A 17,055-nucleotide genomic window follows, 5' to 3' on the forward strand; every position below is an offset into this window, starting at 1 on the left:
CGCGGCTTGCTTTCAAAAGCCGCTGCCCGTCACCGGCGGCCGGCTGCGCATCAGCGCGACGTCCTGCGCCCCCGCCGCCAGCGCGGTCACGCGCGCCAGCCCCTTGCTCACCTCGCCGCCGGCATAAGGCGCGAACAGCCGCGCGCGGGCATAGCGATCCGCCGCCTCGCGATACCGCCCGGCCGATTCCGCGCACAAAGCCAGATTGAACGCCGTCGCGCCATTGTCCGGCGCCATCCGGTCGACCTCGGCGAAGACCGCGCAGGCGGCGGCGGGATCGTGCTTGGTTAGCTTCACCGCCTGTTTGAACCGCGCCGCGGCATCGGCGGGCAGGCCGTCGCGCGTCTCGATCACGCGGACGGTATAATCCTCCGCATGCGGGGCGAGATCGTGCTGCACCTCGGCGGCGACCGATTCGACCATGCCGCTCACCACGCCGTCGACATTGGTCGCGACGCCGCGGTCCTCGCACCAGTCGCTGCGGTCGTCGCGCGTCTTGGCGACCGCATAGGGTAGCGCGCCGGTGCGCCGCCGCACCTCCAGATCGGCGCGCAACGCCACGGTGCGGCGGACGCAGGCGACGCTATAGCGCTCCCTGCGCGTGCATTTGCCGTCCTTCTTCTCGACGCAGCGCTCGCGCCCCTCGCGATAGTCGCTGCTCGCGACCTGCACGCCGGTGCGGCCGGTGAGCAGCCCGTCGGGGCGCAAGGCCGGCGGGATCAGCCGGACGTGCGGCAGACCGTCCGCGCCGAGCTTCGCCAGCCGCCGCTCGATCGCATCGGCGAGCTCCGCACCGTCCGGCCCGGTGAACGGCCCGACGCCGATCGTCGGCAACAGGCTCGCCTCGCGTGCCTGCGCTGCGAAGACGCCCTCGACGCGCAGCGTCTCGGCGGCCGCGGGCAGGGCGAGCATCGCTCCGATCGCCACCGCCGCCCACCATTGCATCGTCGTGTCTCCATCTGCCGGGATCGGGCTTACCCGCCCGATCCTGAACGAAAGCCCTAACTCCTCCCCCGCAAGGGGGAGGGGGACCGTCCGGCGCAAGCCGGATGGTGGAGGGGGAGGTAAGGGCGGGAGCCTCCATCCTAACCTCCCCCTCCGTCAGCGCTGCGCGCCGCCACCTCCCCCTTGCGGGGGAGGAATTGCCGCGCTCAAACCCCCGCCGGCACACCACTTTGCGCGCTCGATACTTGCACTGACCGCCCCCTCATGCTAGCCGCCCGCCACCCATAGCAGGCGTGCATCGCGCGCCCTCTTCCCCATGGGCCAACATTCGGCACGAGGACTTCAGCTCCGTGGAGACATCCATCGGTACTTCTGGCGGCGGTATTCAGGCGAGCCTGGGTGGGCGTTACGCGATCGCCCTGTTCGATCTCGCGCGCGACGCCAGGACGATCGACACCGTCGAATCCAGCCTCGCCACGGTGCGCGACGCGCTGAACGAAAGCGACGATTTCCGCGCACTCACCGTCAGCCCGCTGGTCGCCCGCGGCGCCGCGGTCAAGGCGGTGCTCGCCACGGCCGATGCGCTCGGCATCGACGCCACCACCAAGAATTTCCTCGGCGTCCTCGCCGAGAACCGCCGCCTCGGCCAGCTTCCCGCGATCATCCGCGCCTTCCGCCAGCTCGCCGCGCGTCACCGCGGCGAGATCGCCGCCGAGGTGACCAGCGCGCATCCGCTGAACGACGAGCAGGTCGTCGAGCTCAAGCAGCAGCTCCGCCAGCGCGTCGGCCGCGACGTCTCCGTCGACCTGTCGGTCGACCCCGATTTGCTCGGCGGCCTGGTCGTCCGCATCGGTTCACAGATGATCGATTCGTCGATCCGCACCCGTCTCAATACTCTCGCGCACGCGATGAAGGGCTAACTCACGATGGATATCCGCGCCGCAGAAATCTCCAAGGTCATCAAGGACCAGATCAGCAACTTCGGCACCGAAGCGCAGGTCACCGAAACCGGTCAGGTGTTGTCGGTCGGCGACGGCATCGCGCGCATCTACGGTCTCGACAACGTCCAGGCGGGCGAGATGGTCGAATTCGCCAACGGCGTGCAGGGCATGGCGCTCAACCTCGAGGCCGATAACGTCGGCGTCGTGATCTTCGGCTCGGACTCGGAGATCCGCGAGGGCGATATCGTCAAGCGCACCGGCACGATCGTCGACGTGCCCGTCGGCAAGGGCCTGCTCGGCCGCGTCGTCGATGGCCTCGGCAACCCGATCGACGGCAAGGGCCCGATCGTCGCCGAGAAGCGCAGCCGCGTCGAGGTCAAGGCACCGGGCATCATCCCGCGCCAGTCGGTCAGCGAGCCGATGCAGTCGGGCCTCAAGGCGATCGACGCGCTCGTTCCCGTCGGCCGCGGCCAGCGCGAGCTGATCATCGGCGATCGCCAGACCGGCAAGTCGGCGGTCGCGATCGACACCTTCATCAACCAGAAGACGATCAACCAGTCGTCGGACGAGTCGAAGAAGCTGTATTGCGTCTATGTCGCGGTCGGCCAGAAGCGCTCGACCGTCGCGCAGCTCGTCAAGACGCTCGAAGAGAATGGCGCGATGGACTATTCCATCGTCGTTGCCGCGACCGCGTCGGAGCCCGCACCGCTCCAGTTCCTCGCGCCCTATACCGGCACCGCGATGGGCGAATATTTCCGTGACAACGGCATGCACGCGCTGATCGTGTTCGACGATCTGTCGAAGCAGGCGGTCGCCTATCGCCAGATGTCGTTGCTGCTGCGCCGTCCGCCGGGCCGCGAAGCCTATCCGGGCGACGTCTTCTATCTGCACAGCCGCCTGCTCGAGCGCGCCGCCAAGATGTCGGACGCCAATGGCGGCGGCTCGCTCACCGCGCTGCCGATCATCGAGACGCAGGCGGGCGACGTGTCGGCCTATATCCCGACCAACGTGATCTCGATCACCGACGGCCAGATCTTCCTCGAAACCGATTTGTTCTTCGCCGGCATCCGCCCGGCGATCAACGTCGGCCTGTCGGTCAGCCGCGTCGGCTCGGCCGCGCAGACCAAGGCGATGAAGAAGGTGTCGGGCTCGATCAAGCTCGAGCTCGCCCAGTATCGCGAGATGGCGGCGTTCGCGCAGTTCGGTTCGGACCTCGACGCCTCGACGCAGCGCCTGCTCAACCGCGGCGCGCGCCTCACCGAATTGCTCAAGCAGGCGCAATTCTCGCCGATGCCCTTCGAGGAGCAGACCGCGTCGATCTTCGCCGGCACCAACGGCTATCTCGACAAGGTCGCGGTAACCGACGTCGTCCGCTACGAGCAGGCGATGTTGCAGGATCTGCGCGCCAACCACGCCGGCGTCCTCACCAAGATCCGCGAGACGCGGGATCTCGGCGACGAGGCCAAGTCGGGGCTGAAGGCCGCGCTCGACCAGTTCGCGAAGACCTTCGCGTAACATCCGGTGCTCCTGCGCAAGCAGGAGCCCAGAGCCCAGAGCGGCTCGCTTGGTAACCCTGGGCTCCTGCCTGCGCAGGAGCACATGAAGGACAACAATGGCGTCGTTGAAGGCCCTCAAGATCCGGATCAACTCGGTCAAATCGACCCAGAAGATCACCAAGGCGATGAAGATGGTCGCCGCCGCCAAGCTGCGCCGCGCGCAGGAGGCAGCGCAGGCCGGCCGTCCCTATGCGGAGCGGCTGGAGGCGGTCGTCTCCAGCCTGTCGCGCCAGCTCGCCGGCGGGGCGACCGTGTCGCCGCTGCTGTCGGGCACCGGCAAGGACCAGGTGCATCTGATCGTCGTCGCCACCTCGGAGCGCGGTCTGGCGGGTGCGTTCAACACCAACATCGTCCGCGCCGCGCGCCGCAAGGCGGAGGAGCTGGAGGCGCAGGGCAAGACCGTGCGCTTCTATCTCGCCGGCAAGAAGGGGCGGGTGCTCAGGCGCTTCTACCCGAACGCGATCCTCGCCGATCACGAGCTGGGCGGCCACAAGACGCTCGGCTTCCAGCAGGCCCGCGAAGTCGCCGACGACCTGCTCGCACGCTATGCCGCGGGCGAGTTCGACGTCGCGCATCTGTTCTACGCCAAATTCGTCTCGGCGCTGGTGCAGCTCCCCGTCGGTCGCCAGATCATCCCGGTCGCGGTCGACGAGACCAAGGCGGACGTGCCGGTCACCTCGGCGGGCGCCGTGGTGGAATATGAGCCCGACGAGGAGCAGATCCTCGCCGACCTGCTGCCGCGCAACGTCGCGATCCAGGTGTTCCGCGCGATGCTCGAAAACGCCGCATCCGAGCAGGGCAGCCGCATGAACGCGATGGACAATGCCACCCGCAACGCGGGCGACATGATCAATCGCCTGTCGATCCAGTATAACCGCACGCGTCAGGCCGCGATCACGACCGAGCTGGTCGAGATCATCTCCGGCGCCGAAGCGCTCTAACGAATCCGAAGCAGGAAGAACCGCCATGGCAACCGCCGCAGACGACATCCGCCCGACCCAGTCGACGGGCAGCAGCAACACCACCGGCACGATCGCCCAGGTCATCGGCGCCGTCGTCGACGTCCACTTCCCGGACAATCTGCCGGCGATCCTCTCGGCGCTCGAGACCGACAACAACGGCAACAAGCTGGTGCTCGAAGTCGCGCAGCATCTCGGCGAGAACACCGTCCGCACGATCGCGATGGACGCGACCGAGGGCCTGACCCGCGGCCAGACCGTCCGCGACACCGGCGCGCAGATCAGCGTCCCCGTCGGCCCGGCGACGCTCGGCCGCATCATGAACGTCATCGGCGAGCCGATCGACGAGCGCGGCCCGGTGCAGACCGACCTGCGCGCGCCGATCCATGCCGAGGCGCCGCTGTTCGTCGACCAGTCGACCGAGAACGCGATCCTCGTCACCGGCATCAAGGTCATTGACCTGCTCGCGCCTTATGCCAAGGGTGGCAAGATCGGCCTGTTCGGCGGCGCCGGCGTCGGCAAGACCGTGCTGATCCAGGAACTGATCAACAACATCGCCAAGGGCCACGGCGGCACCTCGGTGTTCGCCGGCGTCGGCGAGCGGACCCGCGAGGGCAACGACCTCTATCACGAATTCCTCGACGCGGGCGTCATCGCCAAGGATGCCGAGGGCAATCCGACCAGCGAGGGCTCGAAGGTCGCTTTGGTGTTCGGCCAGATGAACGAGCCGCCGGGCGCCCGCGCCCGCGTCGCGCTGTCGGGCCTGACCATCGCGGAATATTTCCGCGACCAGGAAGGGCAGGACGTGCTGTTCTTCGTCGACAACATCTTTCGCTTCACCCAGGCGGGCGCGGAAGTGTCGGCATTGCTCGGCCGCATCCCGTCGGCGGTGGGCTATCAACCGACGCTGTCGACCGACATGGGCGCGCTGCAGGAGCGCATCACCTCGACCAACAAGGGTTCGATCACCTCGGTGCAGGCCGTGTACGTCCCCGCGGACGATCTTACCGACCCGGCGCCGGCGACCTCGTTCGCCCATCTGGACGCGACGACCGTGCTCAACCGCGCGATCTCGGAACTCGGCATCTATCCGGCGGTCGATCCGCTCGATTCGACCAGCCGCGTGCTCGAACCGCGCGTCGTCGGCCAGGAGCATTACGACACCGCCCGCGCGGTCCAGTCGCTGCTCCAGCGCTACAAGTCGTTGCAGGACATCATCGCCATCCTCGGCATGGACGAATTGTCCGAAGAGGATAAGCTGACGGTGACGCGCGCGCGCAAGATCCAGAAGTTCCTCAGCCAGCCCTTCCACGTCGCCGAGGTCTTCACCGGCATCAGCGGCAAGTTCGTGCAGATCGAGGATACGGTCCGCTCGTTCAAGGCGGTGGTCGACGGCGAATACGACCATCTGCCCGAGGCGGCCTTCTACATGGTCGGCGGCATCGACGAGGTCGTCGCCAAGGCCGAGAAGCTCGCGCAGGAAGCGTAATCGACTTCGGCAGGAGGTTCGGTTAGGCTGGGTCCGTGAACGTCGATACGCTCTCGATCGCCCGGGACCTGAAGGCCACCGAACTTCCCGCCGCGCAGGCGGAGGCGATCGCTGCTGCCATCGGTCGGGCGGTAACGGACGGGGTTGCGACCAAGTCCGATATCCAGCTCATGGAAGAACGGCTCAGCGCGCGACTGGAAAGCGCGAAGACGCAGTTGCTGACTTGGCTGATGGGCGTCATCGTCGCCACGGCTGGCATTCTGATCGCAGTGTTGAAGCTGTGATCGATCCATTCCGCGCGCGCGGAAATTGGGTGATCGCCCAGTTTGTCGCCGCCATGTACATCATTGCCTGCATCACGGGCATCGCGCTCAGGACCTTGCGATAACATGCTCCATTTCGAACTCGTCACGCCTGAGAAGCTCGTCCGTTCCGAGGACGTCTATATGGTCGTCGTCCCCGGCACCGAGGGTGACTTCGGCGTCCTCGAAGGCCATGCACCGCTGATGTCGACGGTGCGCGACGGCGCGCTGTCGGTCTATCGCACCGAGGGCGGCCAGCCCGAGACGATCGCGATTCAGGGCGGTTTCGCCGAGGTCAACGCCAAGGGCCTGACCGTGCTGGCCGAACGCGCCGCCTGAGGCCCGACGGGCCGCGCTGTCCTACACGGCGCGCCGCTGCTAGGGGAGGGCCGTACACCCGGCTCTTTCCCATCTGTGCAGAAACGGAAACGATCGGGAGGCGATCGTTTCCATTAAGGTGTCCATGTTGTCCATGTTCGTGCAGCAACCGCCTGGATCGACGGCATATTCGCGCGAGCCGGGCCTCATGCCGCGAACAGCGACGGCCCCTTCTTCACCACCGTCACGCCTGCCGCATCGGTCACCGCATAGGTGAACCCCGGCAGCAGGCAGAAGGCGCCGACCTCGCCCTTCGGCGACAGCGCGAGAAAGCCGACCTGCGTCCCCTTGATCGCATCGCCGCGCAGCTTGGCGATATGGCGGACTACCTCCTCGCACGCCGCCTGCGGCGACAGGCCGGCGCGCATCGACGCGACCACGCGCGCACTGCCAGACACCCGCGTCACTTCCTCGCCGAGCCCGGTCGAGGTCGCCGCGCCGACGCCCGCCTCGACGTAAAGGCCCGCGCCGACCTGCGGCGAATCGCCGACCCGCCCACGCATCTTGAACGCCATGCCGGAGGTCGTGCACGCCCCTGCCATCCGCCCGTCCGCGGTCCGCGCGAGCAGGCCGATCGTGTCATGGTCGAGCGCGCCGCCGCGGGGCCGGCGGTTCTCGATGTTCGCTTCCGGTCTGTATTGCGAGGTCTTGAGCCAGTCGCGCCATGCCTTTTCCGCTTCGGGGGTGAGCAGATTGACCTTGGGGAAGCCCTGGTCGCGGGCGAAGCGCGTCGCGCCTTCGCCGACGATGAACGTGTGCGGCGTCTTCTCCATCACCCGCCGCGCGACCGAGATGGCGTGGACCGTATCCTCCAGCGCCGCCACCGCACCGACGCCGCCGCGGTCGTCCATGATGACCGCGTCGAGCGTGACATGGCCGTCGCGATCGGGATAGCCGCTATAGCCGACCGAATGGTTATTCGGGTCCGCCTCGGGCACCATGCCGCCTGCCTCGACCGCGTCGATCAGCGTGCCGCCCGCCTTGATCCGCGCGAAGGCGGCGTCATTGGCCGCCGCACCGAAATCCCAGGTCGAGACGATCATCGCGCCGCCGCCGGGCTGCGCCGCTCCGGCCAGTGATGCCACGCCCGCAGTCGCCGCTGCCCCGCCGAGAAATCCGCGCCGTGTCGTCATTCGCCACACCCCCTGTTGGACCTGAATTGGTCCGCTAAAGGAAGTTATACGGATCGACGTCCACCGTCACGCGTGCTTTTGCCGGCCAGTCGAGTGCGCCCAGCCAGTCGCGGATCACGTCCTGCACGTCGAGCGCGCGGCGGGCATGGACGAGCAGCCGATAGCGGTGGCGGCCGCGCAGCATCGCCAGCGGCGCGGGGGCAGGGCCATAGACCGCCATGCCGTCGACCTGCGGCGCCGAGCGCGCCACCAGCCGCGCGATCTCGTTGGCGCAGGCCTGTTCCTCCGACGAGACGACGATCGCCGCATAGCGACCGAACGGCGGCGCACCGGCGTCGCGTCGCGCCTCGGTCTCCGCCTCATAAAAGGCGTCGGCGTCGCCGGTGACCAGCGCCTGCATCACCTGCGCCTTGGGGCTGTGCGTCTGGATGAACACATGGCCCGGCTTGGCGCCGCGCCCGGCGCGTCCCGACACCTGGCGGATCTGCTGGAAGGTGCGCTCGGCAGCGCGAAGGTCGCCGCCCTCCAGTCCGAGGTCGGCGTCGACAACCCCGACCAGCGTGAGGTTGGGAAAGTGATAGCCCTTGGTCACCAACTGCGTGCCGACGACGATGTCGATGTCGCCCGCCTCCATCCGCCCGACGAATTCCGCCGCCTTGGCCGGCGACCAGATCGTGTCGGAGGTGACGACCGCGGTCTTCGCCTCGGGGAACAGCGCGGTGACCTCGTCGGCGATCCGCTCGACGCCGGGCCCGCAGGCGACGAGGCTGTCCTCCTCCTTGCATTCGGGGCAGGCGCGCGGCGTCGGCAGGACATGGCCGCAATGATGGCAGGCGAGCCGCCGCGTCAGCCGATGCTCGACCATCCACGCGGTGCAATTGGGACATTGGAACCGATGCCCGCAGGTCCGGCACAGCGTAAGCGGTGCATAGCCGCGGCGGTTGAGGAAGAGGAGCGACTGTTCGCCCTTGGCCAGCGTCTCCTCCAGCGCGGTGACGAGCTTGGGCGCGAGCCAGCGGCCGCGTTCGGGCGGCTGCTGGATCAGGTCGATCGCTTCGATCGTCGGCATCTCCGCGGCGCCGTAGCGGCCGGGCAGCTTGAGTTCGGCATAGCGGCCGAGCGCGACCTGCTGCCGCGTCTCGATCGCCGGCGTGGCGCTGGCGAGGATCACCGGACAGCCCTCGAACTTGCCACGCATCACCGCGACGTCGCGGGCGTGGTAATGGACGCCCTCTTCCTGCTTGAAGCTCGTCTCATGCGCCTCGTCGACGACGATCAGCCCGAGGTTGCGATAGGGCAGGAACAGCGCCGAGCGCGCGCCGACCGTCACCAGCGCCTCGCCGGTCGCGATCGCCCGCCACGCCCGGCGGCGCTGGGTCGAGCGCAGTCCGGAATGCCACGCCACCGGCTCGCAGCCGAAACGGTCGTGGAAGCGCTTGAGGAACGGCTCGGTCAGCGCGATCTCGGGCAGCAGGACGAGACATTGCCGCGCCTGCCGGATCGCCTCGGCGACCGCTTCGAAATAGACCTCGGTCTTGCCCGAGCCGGTGACGCCGTCGAGCAGGGTGGGGCGGAATGCGTGCGCGGCGACCCCCTCGACCAGAGTCGCCGCCGCCGCCTGCTGTTCGCCGGCGAGTTGCGGCGGGCCGAAGGCGGGATCGGGATGCGGATAGGGGCTGTCGATCGCCACTTCGACCGCCTCGATCGCGCCCGCCTTGACGAGGCCGCGGATCACCGCGTCGGAGACGTCGGCGGCGGTGGCGAGTTCGCGGATCAGGCCCTGCCGGTCGCCGATCCGCTCCAGCGCCTGTTCGCGCTGCGGCGTGAGGCGCGGCGGGACGATGCCGGTGGCGCGATATTCGGTGGCGGTGCGCGATCCCTCCAGCGCGGAGGTGGAGGCGAGCGTCATCCGCACCACCGCGGCGGGCGGCGCGAGATAATAATCTGCGGTCCACTCTACCAGCCGGCGCAGCGGCGCGGCGAGCGGCGGGACGTCGACCGTACCGAGCAGCGGCCGCAGCCGGTTGTCGCCGACCTCTGCATCCGAGGGCAGCCGCTCGGGTTCCCAGACGACGCCGAGCAGCTGACGCGGCCCCAAGGGCGCGATGACGACCGAGCCCGGCTCGACCGCCATGCCCGCCGGCACGCGATAATCGAGCGGACCGAGCGCGGAGTTGAGGACGAGGACGCGGGCACGCGAGGACATGACGCGCCCCATATGGGGGCTCGGCGACTCGTCGGAAAGCGTTAAGCGGCCTTGCGGACGTTCGCGCGCTGCGTCTGGCCGACGCGGGCGCGTTTCGCGGCATAGAGGACGACGTCCGCGCGGCGGGCGAAATCGCGCAGCGAATGGCAATCGGCGTCGAACGTCGCGAGCCCGACCGAACCGGCGCTCGTCATCGTGATGCCACCGCTCTCGACCGGGATGTGCAATGCCGCCTCGAGCCGATCACGTAGCCGGTCGGGGTCGGCGATCATCACCGGATCGGTGATCACCACCGCGAATTCGTCGCCGCCGATCCGCGCGGTGAAGCAATTGCGCAGCCACGGTTCGGTCAGCGCCGCGCCGGTCAACCGCAGCACGTCGTCGCCGACGCCGTGGCCCAGCGCATCGTTGATGTCCTTGAAGCCGTCGAGGTCGATCAGCGCCAGCATCCGCGGCGATCCGTCGATCCGCGCCCGCCGCATCGCGTGATCCAGCTCGCGGTCGAACGCCGCGCGATTGGGAATACCGGTCAGCGCGTCGGTATCCGCGGAATGGCGCAGCCGCGTTTCCAGCTCATGCTGTCCGGTGATGTCCTGAAACACGCCGACCAGCGCCTGGACGATGCCGTCGGACGCCTCGACCTCGGCGGCGGCACGCACCCGGCGGCGGCGGCCGTCGGCGGTGATCAGATCGGTGTCGAATTCGAACGGCTCGCCGGTCTCCAGCGCCTGGCGGATCGTATCAGCGACCATCATGCGGGCGTGCGGCGGATAGAAATCGAGCGCGCCGTCGAGCGGCGGCACCGCGCCGACCGGCAGGCCGTGGATGCGGAACACGTTCTCCGACCATTCGAGCGCCGAATCGGCCACCGACATGCGCCACGACCCGATCATCGCGATCCGCTCGGCCTGCCGGAAGATGCGCTCCTTGCGCTCGAGCCGGCGGACCAGCTCCTCGCCGGTGGTGGCGATGCGGATCGCCTCGATCGCGGTCCGCCGCGCCGCGATGAGCGCCTCGGCGAGGCTGGCGAGGTGCTCCAAGGCGGCATGGCCGGCGGCGTTGAGCGAGCGCGGACTGGTGTCGAGGACGCAGAGCGTGCCGATCGGCTGACGGACGCCGGCGCCGTCGGCGACATGGATCGCGGTCCCGGCATAGAAGCGAATGCCGGCATCGGTGACCAGCGGGAAGCTGTTGAACCGCACATCCTGCGTGAGATCGTCGACGATCAGCGGCCGATCCTGGCGGATCGTGCGATCGCAGAAGGCGACGTCGCGATCGAGTTCCCGTTCGCCGGGCACCGTGCTCGCCTTGATCCACAGCCGTTTTTGGTCGATCAGCGTCAGCAGCGCGATCGGACAGCCGAGCAGCTCCGCCGCCAGCGCGACGAGCGCATCGAACTCCTTCTCGGGTTCGCTGTCGAGCAGCGCCAGCGCATGCAGCGCGGCGAGTCGGCCGGCTTCGTCATAGGATGGATGGGACGACGACTGATGATCATTCATGGCCACTATGATGTTGTCCCAAAAGGGTTAAAATGTTCTTCTTGAGCTGCCCTGCGGGTGCCGTGGCGGGGTCGCGATGAGCGCATCCGGGCCTCCCTTGTCGGTCAGCTGGGCGGCGCATCTCGCCCGCGACCGGCGGCGGTCGGCGCATACCGTCCGCGCCTATCAGGCGACCGCCGAGCGGCTTACCGCCTTTCTCCAGGCGCATTGGGGCGCACGTGCCGATGCGGCGGCGCTGGCGCAGGTGACGGCGGCGGACCTGCGCGCCTTCCTCGCCGCGCGCCGCGCGGAAGGGCTGGGCAATGCCTCCGCCGCGCGCGAGCTGTCGGCGGTGCGCGGCTTCCTCGCCTTTGCGGTGCCGGACGGCGTGGTGCCGCGGTTGCGTGGACCGCGGGTGAAGGTCGGGGTGCCGCGGCCGGTGTCGCCCGACGAGGCGCTGGCGCTCGCCGGTGCGGTGGCGGATGCGGCGGTCGAGCCATGGATCGGCGCGCGCGACTGGGCGGTGCTGCTGCTGCTCTACGGTGCCGGGCTGCGGATCGGCGAGGCGATCGCGCTGCCGGCGGCGGTGCTGCCGCTCGGCGAGACGCTGGTGGTGACCGGCAAGCGCGACAAGACGCGGATCGTCCCGTTGCTGCCGCAGGTCCGCGAAGCGATCGGGACTTATGTGGCGCAGCAGCCCTGGGTGCTCGATCCGCAGGCGCCCCTGTTCCGCGGCGCCAAGGGCGGGCCGCTGTCGCCCGGCATGGTCCGCAAGGCGGTGCAGCGGGCGCGGGGCCAGCTCGGGCTCGGCGAGCGGACGACCCCCCATGCGCTGCGACACAGTTTCGCGACGCATCTGCTCGGTCGGGGCGCGGACCTGCGCGCGTTGCAGGAGTTGCTGGGTCATGCCAGCCTGAGCTCGACCCAGGTCTATACCGCGGTGGACGCGGCGCACCTGCTCGACGTCTACCGCAACGCCCACCCGCATGGCTGAGGATAATTCCTCCCCCTGGCGGGGGAGGAAAGGGCGGGAGCATCGCGGGGCTTCCACCTTTTCCTCCCCCTCCGTCAGCGCGCTGCGCTGCCACCTCCCCCTGGCGGGGGAGGAGTTCGCACGAACGTCACCGCCCCCGCGGCTTCCATGTCGCGACGCGCCAGATGTACGCGATCACGATCAGCACCATGATCGCCACCGCCAGCGGTCCGACATAATGGTCCAGCTCGGCGAAGCGCGCACCGAGGTACAGGCCGGCGCCGGCGAGGATGCTGTTCCAGATTAGGCTGCCCGCAAAGGTCCAGACGAGGAACCGCCACACCGGCATGCAGGTGATGCCGGCCGGCAGCGAGATGATCGTCCGGAAGGTCGGCATGAAGCGGAACACGAACACCACCCAGCCGCCGCGCCGGACGAAGAAGCGGTGCAGCGCCTCGACATCCTCCCATTCCATCGTCAGCCAGCGGCCGTGCCGTTCGACGAAGGGGCGGAAGCGGACGTAGCCGACGTGACTGCCGATATGATACCAGACGTAATTGCCCGCCGTCGTCCCCGCGGTGCCCCACAGGACGAGCGGCACCATCGCCATGTCGCCGCGCGCGACCGCCATCCCGCCTAGGCCCATGATCACCTCCGACGGGATCGGCGGGATGATATTCTCCAGCGCCATGAGCAGGAAGATGCCGATATAGCCGCCCCAGGCGATGCCGTTGAGGATGAACTCGGTCATGCCGGGGGGTAACGGCGGAGCCGTCAGCCGCGTTCCGACACCCTGCGCTCGATCGCGTCCCAGATCAGGCCGGCGACGTCGGTGCCGTCGAACCGCTCGATCGCGACGATCCCCGTCGGCGAGGTGACGTTGATCTCGGTCAGCCATTCGCCGCCGATCACGTCGATGCCGACGAAGATCAGGCCGCGGCGCTTCAGCTCGGGGCCGAGCGCGTCGCAGATCTCGCGCTCGCGGTCGGTCAGCTCGGTCTTCACCGCCGAACCGCCGACCGCGAGGTTGGAGCGGATCTCGCCCTCGCCGGGCAGCCGGTTGATCGCACCGGCGACGACGCCGTCGACCAGCACGATACGCTTGTCGCCCTTCGCCACCGCCGGCAGGAACGCCTGGATCATATGCGGCTCGCGCCACGTCTGGTTGAACACCTCGATCAGCGCGGACAGGTTGGCGCCGTCGCTGCCGACCTTGAAGATCGCCTTGCCGCCGTTGCCGTGGAGCGGCTTGACGACGATCTCGCCATGTTCGGCGAGGAAGGCGCGCGCCTCGTCGAGGCTGCGGGTGATCAGCGTCGGCGGCATGAAGCGCGCATAATCGAGCACGAACACCTTTTCGGGCGCGTTGCGGACGCTGACCGGGTCGTTGACCACCAGCGTCCGGTCGGCGATCCGCTCGAGCAGGTGCGTCGCGGTGATATAGCCGAGGTCGAACGGCGGGTCCTGCCGCATCAGCACGACATCGGCCTGCTCGCCGAGGTCGAGGCTGACCGGGGGATCGAACCGGAAATGATCGCCGTCGACCCGCTGCACGGTGACGGGATGCGCCTTCGCCCAGACGCGGCCGTCGCGATAGTTGAGGTCTTCGGCGTCGTAATGGAACAGGCGGTGGCCGCGCGCCTGGCCGGCGAGCATCAGCGCGAAGGTCGAATCCCCCGCGATGGCGATGCTGTCGAGCGGGTCCATCTGGACGGCGACGGTGAGGGGCATCGGGACACTCGCGGGCTGTTGATCTCGGGCGGGACTTAGGGTGGCGGGGCCGGAATGTCACCGTCTGCGCAGGTCCCGCGCGGCTTCATCCGCCGATCCACGCATTCTCGATATGCCGTGGCCGCGTCCCGGGCGCGAGCAGGATCACGTCGATGCGGATGTCGTCGCCGGGACCGGCGTAGCGCGGCATCAGCAGCTCGGCGGCCGCCGCGACGCGGGCGAGGCGCCGTTCGTCGATGGCGAAGTCGAGTTCCGCGACGGTGCGGCGCGTCTTGACCTCGACGAAGGCGATCAGGTTGTCCTTGCGCGCGACGAGGTCGACCTCGCCTGCCGGCGTGCGGACGCGGCGATCGAGCACCGTCCAGCCCTTGAGCCGCAACCACCAGCCGGCGAGCCGCTCGCCGCGACGACCCGCCGCCTCCGCAGTGCGACGCTCGGTGGTGGAGGCGCGGCGAGGGGGACGCATCGGCACACGCTGCCGTACCCGTCGGCGTCGTGCAAGCCGCGGTCGCGTCCGATCGATCTATAATGAACGACTGCAACCGTACCGGAGCGCCGGTGCGGGTATGGCCCGTCCAATCGAGAGTGAAGCGATGCTCGCAACCGACCAGCTGGAACGAGAGATCATCGCCGAACTTGGCCGCCAGGTCGGCAGGCGGTTGAACTCCGACGAGCTTTGCCGGCTCAGCTTGATGGTCTTCTTTGAGCAGCGATTGCATGACGACCCCGGCCCGGTGGCGCAGATCCTGTTGCGTATCGCCCTCAAGGCGTCGCCCTATGCGACGAACGTCGCGGAGGTCCGAAATGCCTATCGCGAAATCACCCGGCTGCGTGCGGCGCGCGACATGCCGGCGTTGATCGACTGGCTGTCGACCTGCGACCGCCATGCCCTGCCGCTGCCGGTGGTCATTTCATGCGATAAATATCTCGACAAGGCGCGGCACGTGGCGCGCGCGCTGACCGACCGCTATTTCGGCATCACCCCGATCATCGTCACCGGCGGCGATACGTTGGACTTCGCGCAGGACGGACGGATCCTGCGCCTGCCGGTCAGCGACGTCTATGAAGCGCTGCCGTTCAAGATCTTCGAGACCTTGGTGTTTCTGGACGCATTGGGCGCGTCTTACGGGGTCATAAAGATCGACGACGATCTGGACGTTGTCCCGCATGCGGCGCTGGATATCGACGCGGTGCGATCCGCTTTCGCAGGCGTCGACTATATGGGGCTCGCGCTGTCGTCGCTGCATCACGATCGCGCCTGGCATCAGGGGAAATGCGCGTCGGCGGTCGCGCCCGTCTACGGCAAGCCGTTCATCGCACCCTGGGCGCGAGGGGCGCTGTACTTCCTGTCGAAAACGACGATCGAGAAGCTCGCGGCGCAGTATCTGCGCTTTCCCGGCTGCCTCGCCGGTGAGCTCTACGAGGACAAAGCGGTCGGCGACGTGCTGCATGCGCTCGGCGTCCATGTGGTGGATCGTCCCCTCGAGGATCTGCTCGGCGTCCGCACCGACGCGCCGGAACGCACCGTCTTGGCGGCAGAATGACCGCGGTGCAAAGGACCGATCGACATTCAGGATGTTGAACAACAGTCCACACCCCGGCGGCCAGGGCTATCGCCTATGGACGTAAGCGTAAGTCCCTCGTGTTCCAAACTCACCCCGTCACCCCGGACGTGTTCCGGGGTCCACCCTGCGGCGAGGAGAAAGGCTTGATTCGAAACCGTTCTCCCGCGGCCCGGTGGACCCCGGAACAAGTCCGGGGTGACGAATCCAATGAAAAGACCGATCGAGCCTCATCACCGTAGCCATATGCGACGGCACTGGCGGGGGCAGGGGAAGAGTTGCCGGATTGTCGATCCAGCCTAATTCACGACGCGGAAGGAATAGCTGTAGTCCGTACGCGGCGCACCGGTGATGCCGGCGATCGTCACCGTATAAGTGACGCCCGCCTGCAATCCGGCGACGCGCCATTGCAGGTTGTTGGCGAGGCCATAGCCTTCGTTGTCGCTGGTCACGTCCGACACGGCGAGCGCGCCACCGGGGCCGGTGACGGTGATCGTCGCGCGATCGTAGCGGACGTTGGCGTTGGCGCCGAACGTACCCGTCGTCCCCGCGACCACGCTGAAGGACAGGTAGCTCGACAGCGTGAAGTAGCGCGCCGGATAGTCGCCCTGCGGGTAAGCGACATAAGCGGGCAGGCCGGTCGGCGCGGTGACGCCGCCGGCGAAGTTGAAGACGCGCATCGAGGCGGCGCTGGCGCGGCTGCCGTCGGGGAGGACGAGCGCGACGCGGCCATAGGAGGTCTTGCCGAGGAACGGATTGAGGATCCAGCGGCGGTGGCCGATCGACGCGCTGCCGCCCTCGGTCAGCCACAGGCCGAGATAGCTGTCCTCGCTGTCGAAACCGAGCCCGGTCCCCCAGCCGCCGATCAAGTTGCTCGCACCGGCCGCGGCGGCGCCGCTGGCGGTGTAGCAGGTCCAGCTCGTCGGCGGCGTGTGGCTGAGCTGCTTGTTGACCGCCATCATCAGCGACGAATCCGCCTCCGCCGCATCCTCCGCCTCCGAATAGGTCACTGCGGGAAGCTGGTGCAAGGCGCGGATCGCGTTGAGCTTGGCGAGGAAGTCGGCCTTGACGCTCGCCTTCAGCGTGCCGGCGCGGCAGGTCGCGGCATCGGGCTGGACGTCGTAGAGCGCGGCGGCGGCGCCCGCCCAGGTCGTCGGGGCGGGCGTGGGGGTCGGCGTCGGTGCCGGCGTGGGTGTGGGGCTGGGCGTGGCGGTCGGCGCCGGCGTCGGCGCAGGCGCAGAGACGACGGGCACCGCCGCCGAACCGCCGCTACCGTCGCTGCCGCCGCATCCCGCCAGGGCCATCAGGAGCGTCGAGGTGACGCCGGTCTTCCACATCTGCATGCGTCGACCATAGCCGTGGACTCATTGACAAGTCGTTGAAGTACGACGCTATTTACCGC

The 17,055-nt window shown here is 68.4% G+C and carries 16 protein-coding genes; 8 read left to right on the forward strand and 8 right to left on the reverse strand.

All coding sequences use genetic code 11. The annotated features are described in order from the left end of the window. Window positions 1-12: 12 nt before the first annotated feature. Entirely contained in the window at window positions 13-945 is a 933-nt protein-coding gene (locus AC07U4_RS13705) for a hypothetical protein (protein WP_495195731.1), read from the reverse strand. A gap of 350 nt (window positions 946-1,295) precedes the next feature. Here AC07U4_RS13705 and AC07U4_RS13710 point away from each other — a divergent pair, with 350 nt between their 5' ends. From AC07U4_RS13710 to AC07U4_RS13735, 6 genes are all read left to right on the forward strand, one after another. After that, on the forward strand, window positions 1,296-1,865 hold the full coding sequence (locus AC07U4_RS13710) for a F0F1 ATP synthase subunit delta (protein ID WP_495195732.1): 570 nt from the start codon (window positions 1,296-1,298) through the stop codon (window positions 1,863-1,865). A 6-nt stretch (window positions 1,866-1,871) separates the two neighbouring features. After that, window positions 1,872-3,401: a F0F1 ATP synthase subunit alpha gene (gene atpA, locus AC07U4_RS13715; RefSeq protein WP_038662651.1), complete on the forward strand. Its 1,530-nt coding sequence runs from the start codon at window positions 1,872-1,874 to the stop codon at window positions 3,399-3,401. A 97-nt stretch (window positions 3,402-3,498) separates the two neighbouring features. Beyond that, a complete protein-coding gene (locus tag AC07U4_RS13720; RefSeq protein ID WP_137899833.1) occupies window positions 3,499-4,383 on the forward strand; it encodes a F0F1 ATP synthase subunit gamma in 885 nt (294 codons plus the stop codon). Window positions 4,384-4,408: 25 nt separating this feature from the next. Continuing rightward, window positions 4,409-5,890 carry a F0F1 ATP synthase subunit beta gene (gene atpD / locus AC07U4_RS13725; RefSeq protein WP_038662646.1) on the forward strand — a complete coding sequence of 494 codons (1,482 nt, stop codon included), beginning with the start codon at window positions 4,409-4,411 and terminating at the stop codon, window positions 5,888-5,890. Between the two features lie 35 nt (window positions 5,891-5,925). Beyond that, complete coding sequence (locus AC07U4_RS13730) at window positions 5,926-6,174, forward strand: hypothetical protein (protein WP_495195733.1); 249 nt, start codon at window positions 5,926-5,928, stop codon at window positions 6,172-6,174. 105 nt (window positions 6,175-6,279) lie between these two features. After that, window positions 6,280-6,531 carry an ATP synthase F1 subunit epsilon gene (locus tag AC07U4_RS13735; RefSeq protein ID WP_037535488.1) on the forward strand — a complete coding sequence of 84 codons (252 nt, stop codon included), beginning with the start codon at window positions 6,280-6,282 and terminating at the stop codon, window positions 6,529-6,531. A 185-nt stretch (window positions 6,532-6,716) separates the two neighbouring features. Here AC07U4_RS13735 and AC07U4_RS13740 read toward each other — a convergent pair whose 3' ends face one another. The 3 genes from AC07U4_RS13740 to AC07U4_RS13750 are packed head-to-tail and all read right to left on the reverse strand — an operon-like array spanning window position 6,717 to window position 11,408. Beyond that, window positions 6,717-7,703 carry a glycosylasparaginase gene (locus AC07U4_RS13740; protein ID WP_495195734.1) on the reverse strand — a complete coding sequence of 329 codons (987 nt, stop codon included), beginning with the start codon at window positions 7,701-7,703 and terminating at the stop codon, window positions 6,717-6,719. Between the two features lie 34 nt (window positions 7,704-7,737). Beyond that, the gene (locus AC07U4_RS13745; RefSeq protein ID WP_495195735.1) at window positions 7,738-9,909 is read right to left on the reverse strand and encodes a primosomal protein N'; all 2,172 of its coding nucleotides are present in this window, start codon (window positions 9,907-9,909) and stop codon (window positions 7,738-7,740) included. Between the two features lie 41 nt (window positions 9,910-9,950). Then, window positions 9,951-11,408, reverse strand: a complete 1,458-nt coding sequence (locus AC07U4_RS13750; protein ID WP_495195736.1) for a diguanylate cyclase domain-containing protein — start codon at window positions 11,406-11,408, stop codon at window positions 9,951-9,953. Window positions 11,409-11,484: 76 nt separating this feature from the next. On the opposite strand from AC07U4_RS13750, the gene AC07U4_RS13755 reads away from it, so the two are divergent. Continuing rightward, window positions 11,485-12,381 carry a tyrosine recombinase XerC gene (locus tag AC07U4_RS13755; RefSeq protein ID WP_495195737.1) on the forward strand — a complete coding sequence of 299 codons (897 nt, stop codon included), beginning with the start codon at window positions 11,485-11,487 and terminating at the stop codon, window positions 12,379-12,381. Between the two features lie 127 nt (window positions 12,382-12,508). Here the strand turns inward: AC07U4_RS13755 and AC07U4_RS13760 are convergent, their stop codons facing one another. The 3 genes from AC07U4_RS13760 to AC07U4_RS13770 all read right to left on the reverse strand — a co-directional run bounded on the left by AC07U4_RS13760 (window position 12,509) and on the right by AC07U4_RS13770 (window position 14,557). Further along, window positions 12,509-13,111 (reverse strand): DedA family protein, encoded by a 603-nt coding sequence (locus AC07U4_RS13760; RefSeq protein WP_495195738.1) that lies wholly within the window; start codon window positions 13,109-13,111, stop codon window positions 12,509-12,511. Between the two features lie 23 nt (window positions 13,112-13,134). After that, entirely contained in the window at window positions 13,135-14,091 is a 957-nt protein-coding gene (gene gshB / locus AC07U4_RS13765; RefSeq protein WP_038662629.1) for a glutathione synthase, read from the reverse strand. 85 nt (window positions 14,092-14,176) lie between these two features. After that, window positions 14,177-14,557, reverse strand: a complete 381-nt coding sequence (locus AC07U4_RS13770; RefSeq protein ID WP_495195739.1) for a YraN family protein — start codon at window positions 14,555-14,557, stop codon at window positions 14,177-14,179. On the opposite strand from AC07U4_RS13770, the gene AC07U4_RS13775 reads away from it, so the two are divergent. After that, window positions 14,529-15,635 (forward strand): hypothetical protein, encoded by a 1,107-nt coding sequence (locus AC07U4_RS13775; RefSeq protein WP_495195740.1) that lies wholly within the window; start codon window positions 14,529-14,531, stop codon window positions 15,633-15,635. The genes AC07U4_RS13770 and AC07U4_RS13775 overlap by 29 nt on opposite strands. Window positions 15,636-15,952: 317 nt before the next feature. Here the strand turns inward: AC07U4_RS13775 and AC07U4_RS13780 are convergent, their stop codons facing one another. Beyond that, complete coding sequence (locus tag AC07U4_RS13780) at window positions 15,953-16,996, reverse strand: CAP domain-containing protein (RefSeq protein WP_495195741.1); 1,044 nt, start codon at window positions 16,994-16,996, stop codon at window positions 15,953-15,955. Between the last annotated feature and the right edge of the window lie 59 nt (window positions 16,997-17,055).

Source organism: Sphingomonas sp. GW821-FHT02B09 (assembly GCF_059421875.1).